This is a genomic window from Halococcus agarilyticus, from assembly GCF_000334895.1.
GTDB lineage: Archaea > Halobacteriota > Halobacteria > Halobacteriales > Halococcaceae > Halococcus > Halococcus agarilyticus.
This window is the reverse complement of the sequence record NZ_BAFM01000017.1, coordinates 43,946-69,435: the sequence shown is the minus strand read 5'-3', so window position 1 is coordinate 69,435 and position 25,490 is coordinate 43,946. Positions and strand designations below refer to the sequence as shown.

General features: G+C 67.9%; 26 protein-coding genes and 1 CRISPR repeat array. Of the genes, 10 read left to right on the top strand and 16 right to left on the bottom strand.

Annotated features, from left to right (window positions below):
• Positions 1–50: 50 nt before the first annotated feature.
• Positions 51–340: a CRISPR direct-repeat array (repeat unit 29 nt; unit sequence ATTTCAGACGAACCCTTGTGGGGTTGAAG).
• Positions 341–514: 174 nt separating this feature from the next.
• Positions 515–682: an HEWD family protein gene (locus TX76_RS18165; protein WP_195156065.1), complete on the bottom strand. Its 168-nt coding sequence runs from the start codon at positions 680–682 to the stop codon at positions 515–517.
• Between the two features lie 248 nt (positions 683–930).
• On the opposite strand from TX76_RS18165, the gene TX76_RS17670 reads away from it, so the two are divergent.
• The gene (locus TX76_RS17670; RefSeq protein ID WP_154019079.1) at positions 931–1,074 is read left to right on the top strand and encodes a rubrerythrin-like domain-containing protein; all 144 of its coding nucleotides are present in this window, start codon (positions 931–933) and stop codon (positions 1,072–1,074) included.
• Here TX76_RS17670 and TX76_RS13590 read toward each other — a convergent pair whose 3' ends face one another.
• Entirely contained in the window at positions 1,075–1,530 is a 456-nt protein-coding gene (locus TX76_RS13590) for a hypothetical protein (RefSeq protein ID WP_049903097.1), read from the bottom strand. It lies immediately after the preceding gene.
• Between the two features lie 158 nt (positions 1,531–1,688).
• Between TX76_RS13590 and TX76_RS13585 the strand changes: the two genes are divergently transcribed.
• The 6 genes from TX76_RS13585 (at position 1,689) to purM (ending at position 9,527) form a co-directional block, all read left to right on the top strand.
• Positions 1,689–2,159, top strand: a complete 471-nt coding sequence (locus TX76_RS13585; protein ID WP_049903096.1) for an acyl-CoA thioesterase — start codon at positions 1,689–1,691, stop codon at positions 2,157–2,159.
• Between the two features lie 25 nt (positions 2,160–2,184).
• Entirely contained in the window at positions 2,185–3,708 is a 1,524-nt protein-coding gene (locus TX76_RS13580) for a TraB/GumN family protein (RefSeq protein WP_049903095.1), read from the top strand.
• On the top strand, positions 3,705–4,343 hold the full coding sequence (locus TX76_RS13575) for a zinc metalloprotease (protein WP_049903094.1): 639 nt from the start codon (positions 3,705–3,707) through the stop codon (positions 4,341–4,343). Before TX76_RS13580 ends, TX76_RS13575 begins: the two co-directional genes overlap by 4 nt.
• Positions 4,344–4,406: 63 nt before the next feature.
• Positions 4,407–6,503, top strand: a complete 2,097-nt coding sequence (locus TX76_RS13570; protein ID WP_079890836.1) for a hydantoinase/oxoprolinase family protein — start codon at positions 4,407–4,409, stop codon at positions 6,501–6,503.
• Positions 6,500–8,185 (top strand): hydantoinase B/oxoprolinase family protein, encoded by a 1,686-nt coding sequence (locus TX76_RS13565; protein WP_049903092.1) that lies wholly within the window; start codon positions 6,500–6,502, stop codon positions 8,183–8,185. Before TX76_RS13570 ends, TX76_RS13565 begins: the two co-directional genes overlap by 4 nt.
• A gap of 331 nt (positions 8,186–8,516) precedes the next feature.
• On the top strand, positions 8,517–9,527 hold the full coding sequence (gene purM / locus TX76_RS13560) for a phosphoribosylformylglycinamidine cyclo-ligase (RefSeq protein ID WP_049903091.1): 1,011 nt from the start codon (positions 8,517–8,519) through the stop codon (positions 9,525–9,527).
• Positions 9,528–9,587: 60 nt separating this feature from the next.
• Here purM and TX76_RS13555 read toward each other — a convergent pair whose 3' ends face one another.
• From TX76_RS13555 to TX76_RS18160, 4 genes are all read right to left on the bottom strand, one after another.
• Entirely contained in the window at positions 9,588–10,898 is a 1,311-nt protein-coding gene (locus tag TX76_RS13555; protein ID WP_049903090.1) for a DUF7405 family protein, read from the bottom strand.
• Between the two features lie 68 nt (positions 10,899–10,966).
• The gene (locus tag TX76_RS13550; RefSeq protein WP_049903089.1) at positions 10,967–11,857 is read right to left on the bottom strand and encodes a DUF7282 domain-containing protein; all 891 of its coding nucleotides are present in this window, start codon (positions 11,855–11,857) and stop codon (positions 10,967–10,969) included.
• A gap of 473 nt (positions 11,858–12,330) precedes the next feature.
• Positions 12,331–13,044 (bottom strand): archaeal proteasome endopeptidase complex subunit beta, encoded by a 714-nt coding sequence (psmB, locus tag TX76_RS13545; protein ID WP_049903088.1) that lies wholly within the window; start codon positions 13,042–13,044, stop codon positions 12,331–12,333.
• A gap of 80 nt (positions 13,045–13,124) precedes the next feature.
• The gene (locus TX76_RS18160) at positions 13,125–13,298 is read right to left on the bottom strand and encodes a hypothetical protein (RefSeq protein ID WP_195156064.1); all 174 of its coding nucleotides are present in this window, start codon (positions 13,296–13,298) and stop codon (positions 13,125–13,127) included.
• A gap of 345 nt (positions 13,299–13,643) precedes the next feature.
• Here TX76_RS18160 and TX76_RS13540 point away from each other — a divergent pair, with 345 nt between their 5' ends.
• Positions 13,644–14,006 (top strand): DUF555 domain-containing protein, encoded by a 363-nt coding sequence (locus tag TX76_RS13540; RefSeq protein WP_049903086.1) that lies wholly within the window; start codon positions 13,644–13,646, stop codon positions 14,004–14,006.
• 387 nt (positions 14,007–14,393) lie between these two features.
• Here TX76_RS13540 and TX76_RS13535 read toward each other — a convergent pair whose 3' ends face one another.
• Positions 14,394–14,936: a CBS domain-containing protein gene (locus TX76_RS13535; protein ID WP_049903084.1), complete on the bottom strand. Its 543-nt coding sequence runs from the start codon at positions 14,934–14,936 to the stop codon at positions 14,394–14,396.
• A gap of 514 nt (positions 14,937–15,450) precedes the next feature.
• Here TX76_RS13535 and TX76_RS13530 point away from each other — a divergent pair.
• Positions 15,451–15,906, top strand: coding sequence for a DUF5799 family protein (locus TX76_RS13530; RefSeq protein WP_049903082.1), 456 nt, complete (start codon positions 15,451–15,453; stop codon positions 15,904–15,906).
• Here the strand turns inward: TX76_RS13530 and TX76_RS18155 are convergent.
• The 9 genes from TX76_RS18155 to TX76_RS13490 form a co-directional block, all read right to left on the bottom strand.
• Entirely contained in the window at positions 15,903–16,049 is a 147-nt protein-coding gene (locus TX76_RS18155; protein WP_195156063.1) for a DUF7557 family protein, read from the bottom strand. The two genes, TX76_RS13530 and TX76_RS18155, sit on opposite strands and share 4 nt — an antisense overlap.
• Before the next feature lie 46 nt (positions 16,050–16,095).
• Entirely contained in the window at positions 16,096–17,070 is a 975-nt protein-coding gene (locus TX76_RS13525) for an isocitrate/isopropylmalate dehydrogenase family protein (RefSeq protein WP_049903081.1), read from the bottom strand.
• Positions 17,063–17,716: a 3-isopropylmalate dehydratase small subunit gene (leuD, locus tag TX76_RS13520; protein WP_049903080.1), complete on the bottom strand. Its 654-nt coding sequence runs from the start codon at positions 17,714–17,716 to the stop codon at positions 17,063–17,065. Before leuD ends, TX76_RS13525 begins: the two co-directional genes overlap by 8 nt.
• On the bottom strand, positions 17,713–19,140 hold the full coding sequence (gene leuC / locus TX76_RS13515) for a 3-isopropylmalate dehydratase large subunit (protein WP_049903079.1): 1,428 nt from the start codon (positions 19,138–19,140) through the stop codon (positions 17,713–17,715). The genes leuD and leuC overlap by 4 nt, the downstream gene beginning before the upstream one ends.
• Positions 19,137–19,544 (bottom strand): hypothetical protein, encoded by a 408-nt coding sequence (locus tag TX76_RS13510; RefSeq protein WP_049903077.1) that lies wholly within the window; start codon positions 19,542–19,544, stop codon positions 19,137–19,139. The genes leuC and TX76_RS13510 overlap by 4 nt, the downstream gene beginning before the upstream one ends.
• Positions 19,537–20,586, bottom strand: a complete 1,050-nt coding sequence (gene ilvC / locus TX76_RS13505; RefSeq protein WP_049903076.1) for a ketol-acid reductoisomerase — start codon at positions 20,584–20,586, stop codon at positions 19,537–19,539. The genes TX76_RS13510 and ilvC overlap by 8 nt, the downstream gene beginning before the upstream one ends.
• Entirely contained in the window at positions 20,583–21,212 is a 630-nt protein-coding gene (gene ilvN, locus TX76_RS13500) for an acetolactate synthase small subunit (RefSeq protein ID WP_049903074.1), read from the bottom strand. Before ilvN ends, ilvC begins: the two co-directional genes overlap by 4 nt.
• Positions 21,209–22,996: a biosynthetic-type acetolactate synthase large subunit gene (gene ilvB / locus TX76_RS13495; RefSeq protein WP_394295441.1), complete on the bottom strand. Its 1,788-nt coding sequence runs from the start codon at positions 22,994–22,996 to the stop codon at positions 21,209–21,211. The genes ilvN and ilvB overlap by 4 nt, the downstream gene beginning before the upstream one ends.
• 473 nt (positions 22,997–23,469) lie before the next feature.
• On the bottom strand, positions 23,470–24,720 hold the full coding sequence (locus tag TX76_RS13490) for a LeuA family protein (RefSeq protein WP_049903072.1): 1,251 nt from the start codon (positions 24,718–24,720) through the stop codon (positions 23,470–23,472).
• Between the two features lie 304 nt (positions 24,721–25,024).
• Here TX76_RS13490 and TX76_RS13485 point away from each other — a divergent pair, with 304 nt between their 5' ends.
• Entirely contained in the window at positions 25,025–25,474 is a 450-nt protein-coding gene (locus tag TX76_RS13485) for a ferritin-like domain-containing protein (protein ID WP_049903070.1), read from the top strand.
• Positions 25,475–25,490 lie beyond the last annotated feature (16 nt).

Below are 25,490 nucleotides of genomic sequence, written 5' to 3'. Positions count from 1 at the left end.
TTGTGGGGTTGAAGGAAGCTTCGCGCCGTCGCCGTCCAAATCCCGCCCCAATTTCAGACGAACCCTTGTGGGGTTGAAGGTTGTCGTACAGCTCGTCGCCCGCGCGGAGCTCGTATTTCAGACGAACCCTTGTGGGGTTGAAGAAAAACATCCGCACGAATGGTAATGCTGACGGCTCAATTTCAGACGAACCCTTGTGGGGTTGAAGCTGCGGTCAGGCGTGGGTCGTCAACTGCGACATCAACGGTTTCAGACGAACCCTTGTGGGGTTGAAGCTCTCCGGGGCCGAACACTTCCGGCGGGAGGTAGTTGTTTCAGACGAACCCTTGTGGGGTTGAAGCGGCCTTGACGTCCGGTCGTCCCTTCGTCCACAGGTCGTTTCAGACGGACCCTTATCGAGTTGAGACGCCCTGTTCACGAGCTACGCGCAGACGAGTGACGTGGTTGCAGATAGGAAGTGATCGACCGACAGAGACGTCCTGCACGACTCACCAGGCCACGCCAGGCGTCGTCGCTACCGAAACGGACTGTATTCCCCGTTGATGTCCCACTCGTGAACGCAGTAGACCTCGCCGATCGTTTCGCCGTCGACCGTCCACGTCGCCACGTCCTCGTCCCACGCCTCTCGACGACCACACTGTACACACTCGCGTTCGCGCGGCGGCACGAGATCAGCGCTCATGTCCCACCATACCACCCCGTCGCTCTTAACCGCTCGGGGGTTCGTGTCGCTGACGTCCCAACTGGAGCGTGCGTTCGTTCGGCAGTCCTCCAACCACTTGCGTGGGGTTTCACATACCCCGATCGTGCGCGCTGACGACCCGATGAGACGGTCGTCGCCGACGAACAGTATATACAGATCGTTATGGGTTATACCACACTGGTGTGTTAATGCATAGCACTTTAGCTGGTCGCAGTTCCGTGGCGATCATGGTCCGAACTGATCCGTACAGTCCGGAGGAGTCGTACCACGAGTGCATGGACTGTCACAATCGGGTCGCTGCCGACGAGGGTGGCGGGCTGTGTTCCGAGTGCGGTGGACCGCTCCGGAACCTCGCGGTCTCGCGCGAGTGATCAGAAGTCGGGCAGGTCGTCGGGCGCGTCGTAGTCGGCCTCCCAGTCGATGTACTCGTTTTTCAGCACGTCACAGACGGTCTGGCCGAGTTCGGTCAGGCCGGCGTTGATCGACGACACCCGCTGCCACGAGTCGAGCTCGGGGTGGAGGTCGCGCTCTTTCCAGTCTTCGGGCAGACCGGGTGCGTGATACCCCACCCGGTCGGCGAAGTCGTCCCAGAAGAAGTCGAACCGGGCGAGGAGATCGAGGTCGCGGACGATGGCGAACTCGGTCTCGGTCACGTCGGTGTCGGCCCGCCACGCCGCGAACGCCTCCTCCCACGCGCCTGCGGCGAGGAAGTCGCCGAGTTCCTCGCGGCGGTACTCGTCGCCGCCCACGTCGGCGTCGTCGTAGTCGTCGGCGTCGACGTCGGTGGCGAGTTCGGGCGGCGGGGGCGTCTCGACGTCGAGGGTCATACCGGGGCGTGGCGAGCGTCGCGGATAAACGTTCCTCGCGAGAGCCGCCATCCGTCGACCCGCCTCCCCGACGAGCGCGCCTCGCGCGTGGGCCTCGCGGTGGCGTCCTGGCCGGCCGAATCCAGCAGGCTCATTCCCGGCGTGACCGAACGAGTCCCATGACCGACGTCGTGGACACGTACATCGAGAACCGCGAGATGGTCCAGCCGAACCACGCGAACAATCTTCAAACTGCTCATGGCGGCCACGTCCTGAAGTGGATGGACGAGGTGGGCGCGATGAGCGCGATGCGGTTTGCGGGCCGCTCGTGTGTCACCGCACGGATCAACCGGGTCGACTTCGAGCGCCCGATTCAGGTCGGCGACATCGCGCTGATCGAGGCGTACGTCTACCGCGCCGGCCGGACCAGCGTCAGAGTCCGGCTCCGGGCGTACCGGGAGGACCTCGGGACCGGCAGCCGCGAACTCACCACCGAGTCGTACTTCGTCTACGTCGCGATCGACGACGACCGCGAGCCGACGACCGTGCCCGAACTCACCGTCGACACTACGGAGGGCGAACGCCTGCGCGACGAGGCGCTCGCCGGCGACGGCGGGGCTGACGCCGGACATCGATCCCGACAGGGGTAAGAAACCAGGGTTCGTGGGTTCGCCAATGAGCGACCCAGCGGCGACCGCGGACGCCGGTTCCGGCTCCAACGCTGGAAGCGGTTCGGGCAGTGTCCGGGTCGTCGGCACCGCCCACGTCTCGGCCGACAGCGTCGACGAGGTCGAACGCACCATCGCCGACGAGCGCCCCGACGTCGTGGCGGTCGAACTCGACGAGGGTCGGTATCGCCAGCTCAAAGGCGAGGAGCCCGACGACCTCGACGCGAGCGATCTCCTCCGGGGCAACACCGTCTTCCAGTTCCTCGCGTACTGGCTCCTCTCGTACGTCCAGACCAGGCTCGGCGACGAGTTCGACATCACTCCCGGAGCCGATATGCTCGCGGCGGTCGAGACTGCCGAGGAGTTCGACCTGAACGTCGCACTCGTCGACCGCGACATCCAGGTCACGGTCCAGCGCTTCTGGGCCCGGATGACCGGGACCGAGAAACTCCGGATGCTGTTGAGCCTCCCGCTGGCGTTCGCCCCACCGGCCGCGGTCGCGCTCGGCCTCGGCCTCTCCGCGGGCGCAATCCTCGGCTTTCCGATCGAGGCGTTCTTCGGGCCCCTCGTCCTCCCGCCGAGCCTCACCCTGCCAGGCCTCGTCTTTTCGGGGATCGACTACCTCCTCGTCGCTATCGCCTTGGGCCTCGGGACCGCACTGGTCTTCCTCGGTCTGTTCGCGCTGACCGCGCCCGAGGAGGGCGAACACGAGGAGATAGCGATGGAGGACCTGACCGACGCGGACGTGGTGGGGGCGATGCTGGAGGAGTTTCGCGCCTTTTCGCCGGGCGGCGCGGAGGCGCTGATCGACGAGCGCGACGCGTTCATCGCCCACCGGCTGGTGGGGCTGCGCGAGGCGGGCCACCGGGTCGTCGCGGTGGTGGGTGCGGGCCACCAGGCGGGGATCGAGCGCTATCTCACCAACCCCGAACTACTGCCACCCCAGGAGGAGCTCGTCGGCCGTGAAACCGGCGGACGGTTCTCGCCCTACAAGATCGTGGGCTACCTGTTCACGCTCGGCTTCCTCGCCTTCTTCCTCTTGCTCGCGATGGCGGGTGCGCGCAACGGATTTCTCCTCAGACTGTTCGGCGCGTGGTTCCTCGTCAACGGCGTGTTCGCGGCCACGCTCGCCCGGCTCGCGGGCGCACACTGGACCAGCGCGGGTGTCGGCGGTGCGGTCGCGTGGCTCACCAGCGTGAACCCGCTGCTCGCGCCCGGCTGGTTCGCGGGCTACGTCGAACTCCGCTATCTCGACGTCAACATCGGCGATATCTCCACCTTGAACGAGATCCTCGGCGACGAGGAGGCCCCGATCCCCGAACTCCTCGATCGGCTCCGCGAGGTCGCACTCTTCCGGCTGATCGCGGTGGTCGCGCTGACCAACGTCGGGAGCATCGTCGCGAGCTTCCTGTTCGCGGTGGTGGTGCTCCCGTATCTCGCGACGGGCGTCGGTGGCGTGGACGGGGTGGTGAGGCTGATGGTCGAGGGTGCGCACAACAGCGTCGATCTGCTCTGGGGGACGCTGCGATGAGGTTCGACACCCGCGAGCTGTTCGACCTCGCGGTCGCGTGGATCGCGCTCGGGGTCGCGTTCGCGCTGTTCTTCGACTCGTTTTTCGGCGTCTCGCTCCAGGGGGCGCTGCTCTCGGGCGATGTCGGCGCACTCCTCTCGCCGGCGGTCGTCCGAGTGTTCGCCCTCAGCATGCTCACCGCGGGGATCGGCTTTCTGCTCCACGAGCTCGCGCACAAGGTCGTCGCCCAGCGCTTCGGCCAGATCGCGGGCTTCCGTGCCGACTACGGAATGTTGTTCATCGCGGTCGTCAGCGCGCTGGCGGGCTTCCTGTTCGCCGCGCCCGGTGCGGTCTACCATCAGGGACGGATCACCGAGCGCCAGAACGGGCTGATCGCGCTCGCCGGCCCGGTCACGAACCTCGTGCTCGCGGTCGCGTTCGCCCCACTCGCGCTCCTCGCTGGGGGGTTTCTCGGTGTGGTCGGCGCGTTCGGCGTCGGCATCAACCTGCTGCTGGCGGGCTTCAACATGCTCCCGTTCGGCCCGCTCGACGGCCGGAAGGTGCTCTCGTGGAGCGTCGTGGTCTTCGCGGTGGCGTTCGTCGTCAGCGTCGGATCGGCGGTGTTCGTCCTCCTCACGTTCGGTGTCGGTCTCTGAGAGGGAACGGCTCCCCGTGCGAGCGCACGAAAGAATGTTGTCGGCGCGGCCGCTCGAGAGGGTATGACCTCCGACCGGGCGTCGGGCTCGCGTAGCGACGCACGCCCTGCTGACCAAGCCCACGATGTGCGCCTCGCCGTCGAGGCCCGCGGAGCGCGTCTCGCTGTCGACGTCGGGGGCACGTTCACCGACGTGGTACTGTTGACCGACGACGGCCTCACGACCGAGAAAGTGCCGACCACCGACGATCAGAGCGTCGGCGTCGTCGACGGGATCGAAGCGGTCTGTGAGGCGTCCGGTCTCGATCCCGGCGAGATCGACTCGTTCGCGCACGGGACCACGGTTTCGGTCAACGCACTCTTGGAGGGGACGGGCGCGACGACCGCGCTCGTCACGACCGCGGGGTTCCGGGACGTCCTCGAGATCGGCCGCCAGGACCGACCCGCACTCTACGATCTCGCCGCCGAGAAACCCACGCCGCTCGTGCCCCGTCGACGCCGGCACGGGATCGACGAGCGGGCGACCGTCGACGGGATCGAGACGCGGGTCGACGAGGCCGACGTGCGCGACCTCGCCGATCGACTCGACGACGACGTCGAGAGCGTCGCGGTCTGTCTGCTCCACGCCTACGCCCACCCCGAGAACGAGGAGCGGATCGCGAGCGTGCTCCGCGAGGAGTGTGACGTTCACGTTTCGACCTCCAACGAGGTGCTCGCCGAGTTCCGCGAGTACGAGCGCACCGCGACCACCGTCGCCGACGCCTATCTCACGCCGACGATCGACGCCTACATCGGCCAACTCGAATCGCGCGCTGCGGACCTCGGGATGCCGGCTCCCCGCGTGATGCAGTCGAACGGCGGGATCGCGGACCCCGCCACGGTGCGCGAACGCGCGGTCACGACCGTTCTCTCGGGACCGGCGGCTGGCGTGGTCGGGGCCGATGCGACCGCGGGCACACACCTCGACGAGCACACGAGCGGACTTCGTGGTCTAATCACGTTCGACATGGGTGGGACATCCTCGGACGTGGGTCTCGTCCGCGACGGCGAGATCGAGCGCACGACCGACGGAAGCATCGCGGGCCGTCCGATCGGCACGCCGATGGTCGACCTCACCACCGTCGGCGCTGGCGGGGGTTCGATCGCGTGGGTCGATGCCGGCGGCGCGCTCAGGGTTGGGCCCGAGAGCGCGGGAGCCGATCCCGGACCGGCGTGTTACGGTCGCGGTGGCACCGATCCCACGGTGACGGACGCGGCCGTGGTGCTCGGCTACATCGGCGCGGACTCCGCGCTCGGCGGCGACCTCGAACTCGACACCGACGCGGCCCGCGAGGCGCTCGCTGCCCTCGCTGCGGAAGCGAGCCTCGATGGTGCGGTAGATGCCGCCCGCGGTGTCCATCGAGTGGCGAACGCGGCGATGACGCGGGCGATCCGTTCGGTGACGACCGAACGCGGCCACGACCCGCGACGGTTCGGCCTCGCGGCGTTCGGCGGCGCGGGACCGATGCACGCGGCCGCGCTCGCCGACGCGCTCGGGATCGAGACTGCCGTGGTCCCGCGCGCCTGCGGGGTGCTCTCGGCGTACGGACTGCTGGCGGCCGACGAGAAACACGACGCGGCCCGAACCCACCGGACCCCGCTCGCCGATCTCGATGTCGGCGCGGTCGAGCGGGTCTACGACGACCTCGCCGACGAGGTGCGCACCGACGTGTCCGACCCGTCGGCCGCCCGGATCGAGCGCGCGGCGGACTGTCGGTACGTCGGCCAGAGCTTCGAACTCACCGTCCCGGTCGACGAGTCCGTCGATCCAGCAATCCTCGAAGATCGATTCCACGACGCCCACGGGACCGCCGCCGGCTATCGGATGGACGATGCGGTCGAACTCGTCACGCTCCGCACGACCGCCACCGTCGAGCGCGAACCGCGGGCCGCCGGGTACGCCGGCGAGGGCGAGTCACGGAAGGAGGATCGATCGGTGGTCTTCGACGACGAGCGCCACGAGACGTCGGTGTACGCACGTGAGGCGCTCGCCCCCGGCCGCGAGATCGACGGGCCGGCGATTCTCGAAGCAACGGAGAGCACGGCGGTCGTCCCGCCGTCGTGGCGCGCCGCGGTCGCCGACGACGGGAGCCTGATCCTCTCCCGGGAGGCCGGGTCGTGACGTCGACCGATACCGACGGAGCCGACGAACTCGATGCGGTGACGCTCGAGATCGTGCGCAACCAGCTCGAAGGAATCGCCGACGAGATGGGGAGCGTGCTGATCCGGGGTGCGTACTCGCCGAACATCAAGGAACGCCAGGACTGCTCGACCGCGCTGTTCGATTCTACTGGGCGGCTCGTCGCTCAGGCCGAACACATTCCAGTGCATCTCGGCGCGATGCCCGCGGCGGTCGACGCCGTCCTCGACCACGATCCCGAGCCAGGCGACGTGTTCGTGCTCAACGATCCCTTCACCGGTGGGACCCATCTTCCGGACGTGACGATGGTCTCGCCGATCGCCAGCGGCGAAGGCGATGGAGTCGGCGACGCGAACGCCTCTCCTGAGGACGCAATCGTCGGCTACGCGGTTTCGCGCGCCCACCACGCCGACGTCGGCGGCATGACCCCGGGGAGTATGCCCGCTGGCGCGCGCGAGATTCACCAGGAAGGACTCCGGCTGCCACCCACGCGACTCGTCGCTGGCGGCGAGATCGACGAGCGCGTGATGGCGCTCGTGCTCGCGAACGTCCGGAACCCCCGCGAGCGCCGGGCGGACCTGCGCGCCCAGATCGCGGCCAACCGACGCGGCGGCGAGCGCCTCCGGGCGCTGCTCGACGACCACGGCCGGGATCGGCTGCTCGCGGCGTTCGACGCCGTGATCGACTACTCCTGTGATCGGATGACGGACGAGATCGCGGATCTTCCGGACGGCACCTACGCGGCGAGCGACGTGCTCGAAGGCGACGGTGTGACCGACGAGAACGTGCCGATCGAAGTCGCGGTCGAGATCGACGGCGAGGAAGCGACCGTCGATTTCGCGGGGACGGCCGACCAGGTCCCGGGCAATCTGAACGCGCCGCTCGCGGTGGCCAAAAGTGCCGTCTACTTCGTCCTGCGATGCGTCACCGATCCCGAGATTCCGCCGAACGCGGGGTGTTACGACCCGACCTCCATCGTAGCTCCCGAGCGGTCTCTACTGAACCCCGAGCCGCCGGCCGCCGTCGTCGGGGGCAACGTCGAGACCAGCCAGCGCGTGACCGACGTCACCTTCGCCGCGCTCGCCGAGGCCGCGCCCGACGTCGTGCCGGCGGCCGGCCAGGGAACGATGAACAACCTCGTCGTCGGCAGCCGGGGCGATGTGGGGAACGGCGGAAACGGTACCGATGAGGGGTTCACCTACTACGAGACCATCGGGGGCGGAGCCGGCGCACGGCCGGACGGAGACGGGATGGACGGCGTCCAGGTCGGAATGACGAACACGCTGAACACACCAGTCGAAGCGCTCGAAGACGCCTACCCGCTCCGCGTGGAGCGATACGCGCTCCGTCCGGATAGTGGGGGGCGCGGCCGGTATCGTGGCGGGCTGGGGATCGAGCGCGCCGTCACGCTCGGGGTCGACGCCAGCGTCTCGTTGCTCACCGAACGCCGCCGCGTCGCTCCTCGTGGAATCGCCGGTGGCGAGGACGGTGCGTGTGGAGAGAACCTGATCGACGGTGAGGTAGTGTCGGCGAAGACCACGCGGGAGGTCGCGGCAGGGACCACGGTGATCGTGTGGACGCCTGGCGGCGGCGGTCACGGCGACCCCGACGAGCGTGACCCCGAACCCATCGAGCACGATCGACAGGACGGGAAAACGTCGTGACCGGCCGGCAGTTGCATCACATCTATCGACCACTCGTTCGGACAAAAAGAGACACCAGCACGACAGTGTTCGGCGAGGACAGCCGATACGGTCGGAACGAATCTCGTCACAACCGAGCCCGCAGGCCACACCCTCCCCAGCCGATTCACTCGTTCGCTCACTTCGTTCGCATCACTCGCTCATCCCTCGCGCGAGTCGCGCGCTGATGGCGCGCTCCCGCGCGCCACCGCTCAAAACCCTCGATAGCGTCCGGGGAAGCGAATCGCTCGACGAACGGTATCACGATCGTTCCACCGGTGGGCTTTTGTCCACGCTCCGCGCCGCTTCCGCCATGACCGAGGAGTCCGACGAGTCGCCAGCGGACACCGACGAGGAGCTCACCTACGCCGAGACGGGCGTCGACATCGAAGCGAGCGAGGCCGCGACCGCGGCGCTCGTCGGGGCAGTGGGGAGCGACGCGGACGGGGAGATCGAGGGCGACTACGCCGGTCTCGTCGATCTCGGCGACCGGTATCTCGCGCTCGCGACCGACGGTGTCGGCACCAAACTCCTCGTCGCCGAGGCGATGGACGAGTACTCCACGGTCGGGATCGACTGCATCGCGATGAACGCGAACGACCTCGTGGCCGCCGGGGTCGAGCCGGTGGCGTTCGTCGACTACCTCGCGGTCGACGAGCCGGACGACGCGACCGCCGCCGCGATCGGCGAGGGCCTCGCTGCGGGAGCCGAGCGCGCGGATGTCGCCCTCGTCGGCGGCGAGACCGCGGTGATGCCCGAGGTGATCCGGGGCCTCGACATCGCGGGAACGTGTGCCGGGCTCGCGGCGGAGTCGGACCTCTTCGACGGTGCCCAGGCCGGCGACGCGCTCGTGGGGTTCCCCTCGTCGGGGATCCACTCGAACGGGCTGACGCTCGCGCGCGAGGCCGCCACCCGTGCTGGCGAGTATACCGATCCGTTCCCGTCCGATCCCGACCGAACGATCGGCGAGGTACTCCTCGAACCCACCCGGATCTACGCCGATCTGCTCGACCCGCTCCACGACCACGCGGCCCACGCCGCCGCCCACGTCACCGGCGGTGGCTGGACGAACCTCTCGCGAATGGGCGCGTTCCGCTACGAGATCACCGATCCACTCCCCGTCCAGGACGTCTTCGAGTTCGTCGAGGATGCGGGCAACGTCGGAAGCGAGGAGCTGTACCGGACGTTCAACATGGGGATGGGGTTCGTCGCGGCGCTCGCGCCCGACGACGCCCAGCGTCTCGCCGACGCGACCGACGGGCGCGTGGTCGGCCACGTCGAGGACGGTTCCGGTGTCGCCGTTCGCGATCTCGAACTTGACTGAGCCCGCTCGGCGTCGAACTCGGAGTCGATTTGACCGATGTGGAATCGTCGCTCGTGTCGGTCAGCGGTTCGCTCCGGTCGGTGTCGGCAGCACGCGCAGATCCATCGGCGGCACCAGGAAGTTCCCACGGTGCTCGACGAAGATGTATTCCAGAATACCGTTGTTGACCCGCTGGCGGACCGCCGGTGTCTGCTCGGTGAGGTCCGCACCGTTCATCGCTTCTCGTACCGCTTCGAACTCGCCGATCCCGCGCTGAAGGGTGGGGAAGTGGAGGCTCGCGATGTCGTCGTCGGTCGACTCGAAGTGCCGGCGCAGCAGTCGGACGTTGCCGTCGGGATCGCGGTTCGCGCGTGCGTTCTTCTGGGCGTGGCCGACGCGACCGAACTCGCGGGCCGCCTCGTCGGTGTTCTCGATCATCGCGGAGGTGAGTCCGTTGTCGGCTCCCAGACTGTTGCCGACGCCCTCGACGAGACCCTCCTCGGCGTGCGTCGGCGAGAACATCTCCATCACGCGCTCGTCGAAGTCCTGCTCGCCGTACCAGTCGTCGAGGCGCTGGCGGATGTTCGAGACGTGTTTGGTGGTGCCGCCCGCGAACGGCCCGTCTTTCAGGGTGACGTAGTCCTCGCTCGCCTGGTTCTTCCGGAAGCCCGCCTGAAAGCCCATGAACAGCGGCGATTTTTCGGGCACCGGCCCGGAGTCGGGGATGCCTTCGAGTTTCCCCTGGCGCTCGGCGGGCATCCCCGCGCCGATGAACCCCGTCCGGCGCGCATCGACCGAGAAGACGTCGGTGAGGCTGGCGTCGACGGCCACGCCGTTCGCGGTCTCGCGGTCGCCGGTGAGCGCCTCGTCGGCTTCGAGAACCACCTCGGGGCGGTCGCTCGCGAGGTGGAGCAGGGCGTCCTGATCGTCGAGATCGGGCTGTTCGAACGCCGAGAGCCGGCGTGGCGGCGGGAGGTCGAGATCGTCGGGCAGCGACGACTCGAACCGATCGAAGTACGCCGGCGAGTACGCCATCGAGTGGATGAGTCCCTCGTGACTCCGCTCGTAGGCCTCGTCGAGCGTCGAGAGTGCCGCCGAAACGGTGTTGCGGGCGTCCGCACCGGGTGGACCGTCCGCATCGAGGTTCAGATAGAGCAGGATCTGGTGGCGCGGGAGGAGCGAATTTCCATGGTCGTCGAGCCGGATGTGGTCGCGCCACGCGTGCTGGCGCGTCGGGAGCTGTTCGAGACTGGCGACGCCGCTCGGGACGGGTTCTTGCTCTTCCTGGCCGAAGCGGTCGAGACACGCCGCGAGCGCACTCGCCCCGCCGAGCGCGACGGCGGCCTTGCCGAACTCACGTCTCGACAGGTCACGATCGAGGCTGGGCGGCATCGGCCGAACTACGGTCTACAGCCAAAAGCCCGTTCTGGTACGGGCGTCGAACCCGCCTGGTGGCCGATTTACCGCCGTCGCCTGCGAGCCGATGCGAGGACCGCGACCGCGGCGACCGCGAGCACGCCAGCCACGAGACCGAAGCCCGACCCCTCGGTCGCCGATGCGTCGCTCGCCCCACTCGTGGGCCGGGCGCTCGTCGCCGTGGTCGTCGTCGCGCCGGCTCCGGGCTCGTCGCCGGCCTTTCGAACGGTGAACTCGCTGGCGACGGGCGCGCCGTCGACGACGATCGGCGAGTCACGCTCCGCGACGGTGGCCCACAGCCCGAAGCGCGAGTCCCGGTCGCGGTAGTACGACGGATCGAGATCGACGGTGACGTTCTCGTGGACGCCGGCGTCGAGTGCGGTGCGGCCGACGACTGCGCCCGGTTCGCCATCCTGATCGCTGCGCACGACGACCGCGCCGTCGCGGCCGAGCGCGACCCGCTCGACCGTCACCGAGCCGTTCGTGGGCTGGCTACCGAACCCGGACGCGACGACGCTCGCCTGACCGCTCGCGCGCTTGCCGACGACGAACGACTGTTTCGCGTTGCCGCCGAAGGCCGGTACCGGCTCGTCGTCGGCCGGTTCGAACGCGCCGTCACCGTCGTCGAGGTGGAGCACCGCCCAGACGGTCTTCGAGCCGTTCCAGTCTCGCCAGGCGTCGTCGCTGACGTTCACCGCGAGTCCGGTCTCGTAGCCGTACTCGATCGGTGCGTGGCCGATCGGCGCGCCCGGCTCGCCCCCGTCGTCGGCGTGGAGCACGAGGAAGCCGCCGGTCGCGGTGAACAGCGACTCGATCACGACCGTGCCGTTCTCGGCGTACTGTGCGTCCGCCGAGAGGTGCTGGCCGTGGGCGCTCGCTGGCGTCGCTCCGACCACGAGAACGCAGCACACCGCAACGGCGACGATCCGTCGCATGGACGCACGTTCGACGGTGGACGGCAAAGGCGCGTCGCTGCCGGTCGGCGGCTGGGGCGGTTGCGGTGGCGGGCCTCGGCGGATGAAGGGCGAGGTCCGCTCTGCGGCTCGCGGGTCGCGCTGTTCCCCGCTCGCTTGTTCCGAGGTACTCGCTTCGCTCGCACCTCGCGTTCGAGGGCTTCGGCGGTGCTGTGCGGTTTGCAGTCGCGGAGAGATAGCATCCACGCGAGCGAAGCGAGCGTGGTTCACCGCGAGCGAGGCCGATGGCCGAGCGAGCGGGTGTTTTTGGTCCACCGGAAGACGCGAAGCGTCTTCCGAGCTGCTTGAAAACGCGAAGCGTTTTCAGCATCACGAAACGCCGGAGGCGTTTCGGTTGACTTCGTTCGCTTCGCTCACGAAGGCAGGGTTTTGGACGGGGTCCGAGGCGAGCGACCGTGGGGAGCGAGCCGAGAGCCCCGTGTGAAAAAGTGGTCTTAGAGAACCTGGTCGATGCTCTCGTACTCGTCGGTCGTCACGCCCTCGTCGGTGATCGTGGAGACGATGATGCCGTTGCCGCTGGCGGTGTCGCGCTCGACCGCGCTCTTGACCGCGTGTGCGGCGACCGTCTCGGCCTCGTCGTTGCTCAGGCCCTCCTCGTACTGCTGTTCGAGGACACCGTAGGCGAACGGCGAGCCCGAGCCGGTGGCGTTGTAATCCTCTTCCATGACGCTGCCCGAGGGATCGATGCTGTAGATGTGACTTCCCTCGTCGTCGACACCGCCGAGGATCGGGTGGACGATGAAGAAGGCTCCACTACGGAGGAAGTTCGAGGTGAGCGTCGAGAGCGCCTGCATGCTCATCTCCTCGCCGCGACGGGCCTCGTAGAGGTCGACTTCCGCACGGAGGTTGCTGATGAGCGCCTGGGCCGCGCTGACCGCACCGGAGATGGTGAGCGCGCCGCGGGGATGGATCTCCGCGATCTTCTGAGCCTGCTTGCTCGACACCATGTTGCCGAGGCTCGCGCGGCGATCGGTGGCGAGCACGACCCCCTCACTCGTCGTGAGGCCGACGGTGGTCGTGCCGGTCTTCGTCATCTCCCCTTTGTCCATATCGGGCTCGGGGAGCGAACCGAGTTCGGGCTCGTAGATACCATCAGTCGTCTGCTGACCGGGCAGAGAGAGCTCCTGGCCGTCGGGAAGCTGAGGCATACGCCGCGTTCGGCCCGGACGCTGATAAAGCCAGTCTTTCACGGACGGATTGCCGACTCGAAACGAATCGGCGATCGGAGCTACGTGTCGGTCGCGCGTTCGTGGGCCTCGCCGAGCCGCTCGACGAGCGTGTCGATCGGGAGGGACAGTCCGACTCGCTCGGTGAGCAGCGCGAGCGGGAAGGTGACGATGCCGAGCGCGAGGGCGGTCTGGTACGCGGCGAACAGGGTCGTGCGGCGCAGCCGTTCGATCATGGCGTCACCCGACGGGGCGACGGAGACCTATATAACCGTTTCGAGTCGTCACACGCCGGTGGATCGGAAGACACCGCTGCCGTCTGTCGATTCAACGGTACTTGTCTTCTACCACAACCAGAGACGGTTTTCGCTGTCGCGACCCGGATTACCTCGGTAGATCACCGCTGTCGTCACGATAACTTATGCGGAGCATCGCGCTCACGTGCGCGCCGGAGCGGTCGTCCTCGGGGCCACCGATCGGGTCCGCACTGGGTATGGAATGGGTCGACACGCCACACGTGAGGGTGTCGCGTCCGGCGGTGGAACCACAAGGCACGTCACGCCGCGGGACGCACGCGAGGTATGAGCGACTATCTCGTGGCGCTGGAGGCGGCGTGGTTGGTTCGGGACGTGGAGGACGTCGACGACGCGATCGGGGTCGCGGTCAGCGAGGCCGGCAAGCGACTCAACGAGCGCGACAAGTCCTACGTCGAGGTCGACGTCGGCGCGACCGGCTGTCCGGCCTGCGGCGAGCCGTTCGACTCGGCGTTCGTCGCCGCCGGGACCGCGATCGTGGGCCTCGTCCTCGAAATCGAGATCTTCAACGCCGACGGCCGCGAGCACGCCCAGCGGATCGCCAAAAGCGAGGTCGGCGGCGCGCTCCGTGACGTGCCGCTCGACATCGTCGAGACCATCGAACACGATCCGGAAGACGAGGAAGCGTAGGACTCGGTACGCCGCGTTGGGCGGTAGCGGTGCGGAGCGGCGCGGGCCTGGCGTCTCGGCGAACGAAGTGAGCCGAGGCTCAGGAGAGCGTTGCTCTCCTGGCGGATGAAGGGCGAGCCGCGCGAACGAGGCCGAAGGCCGAGTGAGTAGCGACCGCAGGGAGCGCGCGGTGAGGGCTTCGGCGGTGCTGTGTGGTTGCGGTGCGGTTCCTCGGTGGATCGAGGGCGAGGCCCGCTTTGCGGTTGTAGTTGGTGTAAGCGACCGTACCGCGAGCGAGGCCGATGGCCGAGCGAGCGGGTGTTTTTAGTCCAGATTTTTGCGGGGAGGGGTACCCGCAGCGCGAGCGCAGCAAGCGCGAGGATACCCCTCCTCGGAAATGTGGGTGTCTCAGGAGAGGTGAGCGGCCACGTCGGCCTCGGTGATGATCCCCGCCATCCGGCCGCTCTCGACCACGATGACCGCGTCGTGGTGATCGAGGTGGGTATCGACCGCGTCGAGCGTCGCGTCGGGAGCCACGGTCGTGATCGACTCGCGCATCACGTCGGCCACCGGGAGTTCGGCGGCGTCGTCGGTGCCGGAGCGGCGGATGTCGCCATTGGAAATGATCCCGACGGGGTACTCGTCGTGAACCACCGGGAGCTGGGAGTACCCCGCCTCGCCCATCCGGTCGATCGCCTCCCGGACGCTGTCGTCGGGTGCGACGTGGACGACCGACTCGCCCATCAGGTCGCGCGCACGGCGAATCCCGCCTTCGGCGGCGTCGAGCGCGGTCACGATCCGCCGGAGGGTCGAAAGCCGCGGATCGACGTCACCGCTCTCGATCCGCGCGATCAACGGCTGGGAGACCCCCGCCCGCTCGGCGAGCGCGCTCTGAGTGAGATCGACCTCGTGACGGCGTTCCCGGAGGTCGTCGGGCGTCGGCAGCTCCATAGCCGGTGATAACCACGGGTAATCAAAAACCTTCCGGAGCCCCACTTTTTCACACGGGGCTCTCGGCTCGCTCCCCACGGTCGCTCGCCTCGGACCCCGTCCAAAACCCTGTCTTCGTGAGCGAAGCGAACGAAGTCAACCGAAACGCCTCCGGCGTTTCGTGATGCTGAAAACGCTTCGCGTTTTCAAGCAGCTCGGAAGACGCGAAGCGTCTTCCGGTGGACCAAAAACACCCGCTCGCTCGGCCATCGGCCTCGCTCGCGGTGAACCACGCTCGCTTCGCTCGCGTGGATGCTATCTCTCCGCGACTGCAAACCGCACAGCACCGCCGAAGCCCTCGAACGCGAGGTGCGAGCGAAGCGAGTACCTCGGAACAAGCGAGCGGGGAACAGCGCGACCCGCGAGCCGCAGAGCGGACCTCGCCCTTCATCCGCCAGGCACCGCACCCGCACCGCCACCGCACCCGCATCGCCACGCACGGAAGCCTGATACGCACCCCCCTCCAACCCCGATCATGAGCGACCGCGAGTGGAGCGACAGGATCGCCGGCGATCGAATGGCTGTCGACCAGGAGTTCGCCTCGACAGTCGAGAACTCCCAGTTCTCCCGCCAGCAGTGGGGGCTCATCATGACCGCCGTCGAGTTCGAGGTCGAAGGGTCGGCAGAGGGCCAGGATCGCCTCGTCGCGAACACCGACAACCTTCCCCATATCATGCCCGAGCTCGACAACGTCGGCGGTGGGATGGGTGGAATGGGCGCGATGGGCGGCGAGGGCTCCGGTGGAAACAGTAACGATGGCGGGGTCTTCGGTTCGATCAAGAGCGCGCTCGGGATGGACGGCGACGGCGGCACCGATCAGGAGCGGATCGACGCCGCCGAGCGACTGACCCAGCGCTACGCCGACGAGCTCCAGCAGCGCCTCGAAGAGCGCGGCAAGTGGGACGACATCCGCACGAGCGCAGGGAACTAGGGACTGCCGCCGCGAAACAGCGTCCGCTCCTCGGTCTCGTAGATGTTGATGAGTTCGGTCACGATCTCGTCGTAGGACTCCTCGTCGACCCGTAGTCGATCCAGCCGGTCGACGGTTTCCTCGTCGAGGGTGACGTCTGGCATCGAGAGCACCAACGCACCCGAACTGCTTAACTGCGGCGGCCGCGCCTCAGAGCCGGTCGACGATCGCGCGCTCGACGTCCTCGGTCGTCGCGTCGCCACCGAGATCCGGCGTCCGGGGTCCGTCCGCGAGCACCTCCAGCACGGCCCCGCGCACGCGCTCGCCCGCCGCGTCGTGGCCGAGATACTCACAGCACATCGCGGCGCTCAACACCGTCGCGACGGGGTTGGCGACTCCCTCGCCAGCGATGTCGGGCGCAGTACCGTGAACGGGCTCGAACAGCGCGCGGTCGCGACCGACGTTCGCGCTCGGGAGCAGTCCCAGCCCGCCGACCAGGCCGGCCGCGAGATCCGAGAGCACGTCGCCCGCGAGGTTCGGACAGATCACGACCCCATACTCGGTGGGGTCCATCACGAGATGCATCGCGAGGGCGTCCATCAGATGGGTTTCGTACTCCACACCGCGCTCGTCGGCGACCGCCCCGATGCCGTCGAGAAACAGACCGTCGGTACGGCGCATCACGTTCGCCTTGTGCGCCACGGTCACGTCGTAGCCGTGCTCGGTGGCGTAATCGAACCCGAACTCGGCGATCCGGCGCGAGGCCGACTCCGTGGTGACGCGCGTGAGCGTCCGGACGTCCTCGGTGATCTCGCTCTCGATCCCCGCGTAGACACCCTCGGTGTTCTCTCTGACGAACACGAGATCGGTCTCGGGGTGGAGCGCGTCGACGCCGGGATACGCCCGCGCTGGCCGGACGTTCGCGAACGACTCGACCGCCCGCCGGAGCGGGAGGATCACGTCGGCAGCGGTCTCGCCCGCCGCACCGAACAGCGTCGCATCCGCGCTCGCGGCCAGCTCGCGGGTGCCGTCGGGGAGCGCGCTGCCGGTTGCCGCCAGCGCTCCGTCGCCAGCCTCGGCGTACTCGAATTCGAACTCGCCGACCGCATCGAACACCTTCACCGCAACCGGGACGACCTCCCCGCCGATCCCGTCACCGGGGATCACCGCGATGTGGTCAGTCATCGACGTAGGGAAGCGCCCGTGCAGTCTCGTCGACGACACCTGCGTTCGATCGCATCAACGCGGTCGTGTCCCACTCGCCGTCGACGAGCGCCGTGCGCTGGGCGTCGTCGACCGCAACGTCGATCTCTCGATCCCCGTAGCGCACCGTTTCGGCGGCCACGTCGACGTCGATCGCGGCGTCAGGGTTGTCCTCGACGAAGTCCTGGAGATCGGCGATCGCCTCCGCGTCGGCGGTCACGGTCGGGATCCCGAGCGCGAGGCAGTTGCCCGCGAAGATCTCGGCGAACGACTCGCCGACCAGCGCATCGATCCCCCACCGCTGGAGCGCCTGGGGAGCGTGCTCGCGCGAGGAGCCACACCCGAAGTTGGCGTTGACCGCCATCACCGAGGCCTCCTGAAAGCGCTCCTCGTTCATCGGGTGTTCTTTGGGCTGGTCATCGTCGTCGAAGCGCTGATCGAAGAAGGCGAACTGGCCCAGTCCGTCGAACGTGACGACCTTCATGAACCGCGCCGGGATGATCTGGTCGGTGTCGATGTCGTTGCCCCGGATCGGGACGCCCGTCCCCGAGACGTGTTCGACGGTTTCGACGGGACCGTCCCCGCCGTCCGCGTCGGCGTCCGCAGCGCCGCTATCACCGGCGCTCATGCGGTGGGCACCTCCCGTTCTTCGATCTCGCGAACGTCCGTGACCGTCCCCTTCAGGGCTGCTGCGGCCACCATCCGCGGGTTCATCAGGACTGTGCGGCCCTCCTTCGATCCCTGGCGACCCACGAAGTTCCGGTTCGACGAGGAGGCACACGCTTCGTCGCCCTCCAACTGATCCTCGTTCATCCCGAGACACATCGAACAGCCCGCGTTTCGCCACTCGAAGCCCGCCGCGGTGAACACGTCCTGCAGCCCTTCCTCCTCGGCGGCAGTCTGGACGCGCTGGCTGCCGGGGACGACCATCGCGCGCACGTCGGGGTGGACCTCGCGACCGGCCACGATCCGCGCCGCGCGGCGCAGATCAGCCAGGCGAGCGTTGGTACACGATCCGAGGAAGGCGACGTCGATCTCGTACCCGTCCATCTTCTCACCCGGCTCGACGCGCGTGTGCTCCTGGGCGCGCCGCGCGGTGTCACGCTCGCTCTCGGGGAGGTCCTCGGGTGCGGGGATCGGCTCGGAGATGCCGATGCCCTGGCCGGGCGTCGTGCCCCACGTCACCATCGGTTCGAGCGCGCCGCCGTCGATCGTCACGACGTCGTCGTACCCGGCATCGCTCTCCGAGCGGATCGACTCCCAGTAGGGCTTCAGTCGCTCGAACTTCTCGGGATCGTCACGGAAGGCGTCGGTCTCGCGCAGCCACTCGTAGGTCGTCTCGTCGGGGTTGACGTAGCCTGCGCGCGCGCCGCCTTCGATCGACATGTTGCAGATGCTCATTCGGCCTTCCATTCCCAACGCTTCGATCGCGTCGCCAGCGTACTCGTAGACGTAGCCGACGCCGCCGTCGGTACCGAGTTTCCGGATGATCGCGAGGATCACGTCTTTCGCCTCGACGCCCGCGCCGAGTTCGCCCGTGACCTCGATCTTGCGGACCTGCTGCTTCTCCATCGCGATCGAGCCCGTGGCGAGCACGTCCCGAATCTGGGAGGTCCCGATTCCAAAGGCAAGCGCGCCGAACGCGCCGTGGGTCGCGGTGTGCGAATCGCCACAGACGACGGTCATCCCCGGCTGGGTCAGCCCCTGCTCGGGACCGACGACGTGGACGATGCCCTGATCGCCCGTGGTGGGATCGGAGAAGTCGATCCCGGCCTCACGGACGTTTGCCTCCAGTTCGCTCATCATCTCCTCGGCGGCGTCGTCGCCGTAGGGCCGGGACTGGTCGGCCGTCGGGACGATGTGATCGACCGTTGCGTGGGTGCGCTCGGGGTAGGCGACCTCCAGATCGCGCTCGCGGAGCATCCCGAACGCCTGGGGGCTCGTCACCTCGTGGATGAGGTGGAGGCCGACGAACAGCTGGGTCTGGCCGGTGGGGAGTTCCGCGACCGCGTGGCGATCCCAGACCTTGTCGTAGAGGGTGCACTCGCTCATCGAGCGTCGTCGCGACCCTCGCGGCCGCGCTCGAAGACCGGGTTCGCCGCGGTCTCGCTCGGCGGCTCGTGGTCGACGTCCTCCATGCGGTCGGCCGCCTCGTCGTCGGCGTCTTCGGCTGTGTCGTCCGCGGCCCGCTCCGCGTTCGGCTCACTTCCGGCAGACGTTCCGTCTGCCGTCGTTCGAGAACCGTCGCTTCTCTCACCACCGTCGGACTCGCTTCGCTCGACCGACGAGGATCGCGAACCGTCGCTTCGCTCACCTCCGTCCGCCGCCACCGTCGGGCCGCGCGCGAAGACCACGCGCTCGCCGAACGGCCGGCCGGTCTTCGGGTTGGTGTGGCTCACGTCGTTCATGGTTCGGTTCGTCGGTTCGGTCGTCGTCGGTGTCGTGTGCTCAGTCATCTGCTTGGACTCGCTCCGCTTCGCCCTGTTCCTCGCTCGATTCCGTCTCGTCGGCCCACGCGAACAGCCCACGCAGGCGTTCGCCCACCTCCTCGATCTCGTGATCCTTCTCGGCTTGCCTGAGCTGGCGGTAGGCGGGCCGGTTGGCCTGGTTCTCCGCGATCCACTCGCGAGCGAACGCGCCGTTCTGGACGTCGTCGAGGAGCTCCTCCATGTTCGCGCGGGCGTGCTCGTCGACCACGACGTCGCCCTTGGTGAGCCCGCCGTACTCGGCCGTGTCGGAGACCGAATCCCACATCCCGCCGAGCCCGCCCTCGTACATCAGGTCGACGATGAGCTTCATCTCGTTGAGGCACTCGAAGTACGCCATCTCCGGGGAGTAGCCGGCGTCCACGAGCGTCTCGTAGGCCTGCTTGATCAGGCTCGTCACGCCACCGCAGAGCACCGCCTGCTCGCCGAACAGGTCGGTCTCGGTCTCCTCGCGGAACGTGGTCTCCACGACGCCCGCACGGGTGCAGCCGAGCGCCTCGGCGTACGCGAGCGCCTCGGCTTTCGCCTCCCCGGTCGCGTCCTGATAGACCGCGAGCAGGCCCGGCGTCCCCTGATCGTTCTCGTAGTTGCGCCGGACGAGGTGGCCCGGACTCTTGGGGGCGATCATCGTCACGTCCACGTCCTCGGGCGGTTCGATCTGCCCGAAGTGGATGTTGAACCCGTGGGCGAACTGGAGGGTGTCGCCGGCGTCGAGTTCGTTCTCGATGTCGGCGTACACCGATGGCTGGACGGTGTCCGGCACGAGCATCGAGACGACGTCCGCGCGGGCGGCGGCCTCTGCTGGGGTTTTCACGTCGAGGCCGTCCGCGCGGGCGGCATCGCGCGAACTCGAGTCCTCGCGGAGCCCCACGACCACCTCGACCCCGCTCTCGGCGAGGTTCTGGGCGTGGGCGTGGCCCTGGGAGCCGTAGCCCAGTACGGCCACGGTCTTTCCGTCGATGGCGGTGCTGTCTGCGTCGTCGTCGTAGTAGATCGTCGCGTGTTCTGTCATGTTTCGTGTACCCGTTCGTACCGCTCCTCTTCGGCGTGTGTCGTCCACTCCTCGCCGCGTGCGAGCGCGGTCTGACCGGTTCGTGCGAGCTCGCGGATGCCGAACTGCTGGAAGGCGTCGATCGCGTCGTCGATCTTCTGTTCGTCGCCGGTAATCTGAACGGTAATGGTCCGTGGCCCGGCGTCGAGCGTCTCCCCGTCGTACATCTCGGTGACGGCGTGGACCTTGTCCGGCTCCTCGCCGTGAACTTTCAGCACCACGAGCTCGCGCCGCACGGCGTCGTCGCCGAGTTCGCGGACCGAGATCACGTTGATCACCTTGTCGAGCTGCTTTTCGACCTGGCGAACGCCCGGTTCGGGCTCCTCGATCACCAGCGTGACCCGGGAGGTTGCGGGGTTCGTGGTCGTTCCCACGGTGAGGGACTCGATGTTGAACTGCCGGCGCGAGACGAGCCCGGAGATCTTCGCGAGCACACCCGGCTCGTTCTCGACCAGCGCCGATAGAACTGTCCGCCGCGATTCGGGTTCGGCCGCGACCGCGGGATCGATCCGGATGCCCTGGGCGTTGCGCCGCCCCGATGGCTGTGGCCGCTCGTCGGGCGCGGGGCCCTGGAGTCCCTCGGTCATAGTTGGTCCTCCGCGAGGACGAACTCGCCGTTCGCGCCGCCGCTCGGCACCATCGGGTAGACGTTCTCCGTGGGATCGATGTGGGCGTCGACGACCGACGGCCCGTCGTCCGCGAGCGCCTCGCTCACGACGTCCTCGACCTCGCTTTCGTCCTCGATGGTGTACCCGCGCGCGCCGAACGCCTCGGCGAGCGTCGCGAAGTCGGGCACCCACGGGTACTCCGAGGCCATCCGTCGGCCCTCGAAGAACCCGTCCTGCCACTGGCGCACCATCCCGACCGCCTCGTTGTTCAGGATTATCACTACGATGTCGAGGTCCTCGCGCACCGCGACCACGAGCTCCTGGAGCGTCATCAGGAAGGAGCCGTCGCCGTCGAAACAGACGACCGACTGGTCGTCGTCGGCCGCGAAGCGCGCACCGATGGCCGAGGGTAGCCCGTATCCCATCGTCCCGAGGCCGTGCGAGGAGACCCACGTCCGGGGCTCGGTGTACGTCCAGTACTGGACCGCCCACATCTGGTGCTGGCCGACGCCGGTCGTCACGATCGTGTCGTCGGCCGTCGCCGCGTCCACGGCCTCGACCACGAACTGTGGTTTGAGGGGTGCGTCGTCCGGCGCGGCGTAGTCCATCGGGTACTCGTCCTTCCAGTCCCGACACTGCTCGCGCCACTCCTGCCAGCGCTCGCCGGTCGCCGACATGTCCGCCGCGCGCTCCTCGGCGAGCGCGTCGTGGACCTGGTCGAGCACCGTGCCGGCGTCGCCGAGCAGCGGGTAGTCGGCGTGGACGTTCTTGCTGATCTCCGCGGGATCGATGTCGGCGTGGACGATCTCGGCCTCCGGCGCGAACGTCTCGACCCCACCAGTGAGCCGGTCGTCGAAGCGGGTGCCGACCGCGAACATCGCGTCGCAGTGAGTGATCGCCATGTTCGCGTAGCCCGTGCCGTGCATCCCCGCCATCTCCATCGCGAGGTCGTGATCCTCGGGGAACGCGCCGACCGCGGGCATCGTCGTCACCACCGGCACGCCGTACTCGGTGGCGAACTTCCGGAGTTCGTCGCACGCCTCGGCCTTGATCACGCCGCCGCCCGCGAGGATCACGGGCCGCTCGGCGCTGGCGATCGCGGTGGCGGCCGCTGCGACCGCCTCACGCTCGGCGCGTTCGGGCGGATCGTAGGTTTCGGGCGTTCGCCCCGCGGCGGGCTCCTGCTCGGTCGCGCCGTTCGTCACGTCCTTCGGGAGGTCGACGAGGGTGGGCCCCTGGCGACCCTCGTCGGCGAGCGCGAACGCCTCACCGACCGCGTCGCCCACGGTGTCGGCGTCGCTCGCGAAGTAGTTCTCCTTCGTCACGGGGCTCGTGATCCCGGTGGTGTCGGCCTCCTGGAAGGCGTCCGAGCCGACCATCGCGGTCGGGACCTGTCCTGTCAGCGCGATCATCGGATCCGAGTCGAGCGAGGCGTCCGCGAGCCCGGTCACGAGGTTCGTCGCGCCGGGTCCCGAGGTCGCGAGGCAGACGCCCGGATCGCCCGAGACGATGCCGTAGGCGTCGGCAGCGTGGGCCGCGCCCTGCTCGTGGGCCATCGTGACGTGATCCATTGCCGAGTCGTAGAGCGCGTCGTACACCGGCATGATCGCGCCGCCCTGGACGCCGAAGAGATGCTCGACGCCGGCCCTTTCGAGCGCGCGTACCACCGACTCCGAACCGGTCGTCACGGGCCGAGCGTCCGCGCCGTCCTCGGGGGACGCCGCTTCGGTGCTCGTGTCTTCGGCAGCCACCTCCTCGGCCATCGCGCCGTCGGTGGTCGGTTCGTCCGCGTCGGGGCGGTGGGTCGGTTGCTGCTCGCTCACGACACACCCCCCGTTCGTGGCGTGGGTCGTGGGCGATGCGCCTGGCGTGGTCGGGTCGGTCGTTGTTTTCGAGTTCGCTGTCGGTCGTGCATGGATCGCGTGGGAGTCGCGCGTGCTGTTCGCTGTGCGGTCGGTGCAACAGGGTCGGGGGAGAAGGTGGTGTAGGGGGCTATGCCCCTACAATAATCGACACACGCACGCCGACCGCGTCGCTCCGAGGCTGCGACCCTCGTGCGACAGTCGATCGGAACATCGTATCGATCTTCACCAGCCGGATGGTAATAACCCTTGCGCGCGCTGCAAACGTTGCACCAGCCGCGGTCGCGGCGACGATCGATCGCGCCGCCACGCCCGCTCACACGGGCTGGCGCTACCCGTCGGTGGTGGGACGAAGCGCTCGAAACGGACATGGCTCAGTCGTCGGCCTCCGTCCGGGCGATTTGCTCCGACTGACTGATGCCGACCTCGTGCGCGAACCGGGTCAGCACGTCCATCGTGACCCGTTCCTTCTCGGCACCGAAGTCCTTCACCCGCCGAGTGCACTCGCGCACCTCGTCGTCGGTCGGCTGGAAGCCCGCCTCGACGAGCCGCTCGCGCACCGAGTGCTGGCCGGTGTGTTTTCCCAGGACGAGTTCGCGCTCCGCGCCGACCATCTCGGGAGTCATCACGCCCGGCTCGAACGTGTCGGAGTTCTCGATCACGCCCGCGGCGTGGATGCCCGACTCGTGGCTGAACGCGTTCGCGCCGACGATCGGTTTGTTGGCAGGGGTCTCGATCCCGCTCATCCGCTCGACGGTCCGCGCGAGCTCGGTGATCCGGGTCGTGTCGATCCCGGTGTCCACATTATAGAGCGACTCGGCGCTCATCACGACCTCCTCGTAGGCGGCGTTGCCGGCGCGCTCGCCGATGCCATTGACACTGACCTGGGCCTGCTCGGCCCCGCTTTCGAAGCCCGCGAGCGCGTTCGCGCTCGCCAGCCCGAAGTCGTCGTGGGTGTGGACGTCGATCCGGGCGTCGGTGTGCGCTCGGACGGTCTCGATCAGGTCGCCGAAGCGCGTCGGGGTCGCAACCCCACACGTATCGGGGACGTTGATCCAGTCCGTGCCGGCCACAGAGACCGCCTCGATCACGTCGATCAAGTACTCCGGATCGGTCCGGGTGGCGTCCATCGGCGAGAACATCACCTCGACGCCGGCCTCCTTCGCGCGCTCGACCGCTGCGACCGAGCGCTCTTTCATCTCCTCGCGGCTGGCGTGCATCGCGTCCTCCAGTTGGACGTCGCTGGTGGACGCGAAGACGTGGACCATCTCCACGCCAGCGTCCAGCGCGGCGTCGACGTCGCCCTCGACGACGCGTGCCAGGCCGCAGGTTGTCACACTCGTGCTTTCGGCGATGTCGTTCACGGCCTCGAACTCCGCGTCGGAGTTTACGGGGAACCCGGCCTCGATGACGTGGGTTCCCATCTCGTCCAGCGTCGCGGCGATCTCGCGCTTGTCGTCGTAGCTGAACGAGGTGCGTGGCGACTGCTCGCCGTCACGTAGCGTCGTGTCGAAAATTCGCACCGTGTCGACTTCAGTTGTGGATTCCAGTGTGCCCTGGAAGAACTCGACCCGCCGGGGTCTCCGACGTGTCCTCCGTGTCCACGTTGTGGTGGGACATTGCAATCGACTCCGATGTGCATGGTACTGATAAACCTGTCGCTCCGCCACACACCGGAGGACGGCTCGTGCGACGGTCGACCCCGAAACCGACAGCAATCAACGGATACCGATTGTCGGCAATTCCTTATATTCGTTAGTACTGATCACGGCAAACCGTCGCGACGTGGCCGCTGTCGGAGTGACATTTCCGCCGTGATTCGGTAGAATACAACGGAACGGGACTCGCGCGCGATCCGATGGCATCGCGAGAATCGTCGGCCGGCCGACGGCAGCTACACTGAAGTTCTCGGCCCACGTAGCGAAGCGCATGACGAGCGACGAGGTGACTCGGCTGCTCAAAGTGGCCTACGGCGACGAGATCGAGACCGTGATGAACTACCTCACCAACTCCATCGTGCTCGACGGGGTTCGCGCCGAGGAGATCAAGGAGAGCCTCGAAGCGGACATCGACGAGGAACTCAATCACGCCCGGATGCTCGGCCAGCGGCTGAAGCAGCTCGACGAACGACCGCCAGCATCGGCCGACTTCGAGATGCACCAAGAGAGCCTCCAACCGCCGGAGGATTCGACGGACGTGCCCGCGGTGATCGACGGCGTTCTCGAAGCCGAGGAGGACGCCATCGAGACCTATCGATCGCTGATCCACGCCGCACGCGACGCCGACGACCCCGTGACCGAGGACTACGCAGTGACGATCCTCACCGACGAGGAGGCCCACCGCACCGAGTTCCGCGGGTTCCGGAAGGAGTACGCGTAGCCGACGCGGGCGAGGA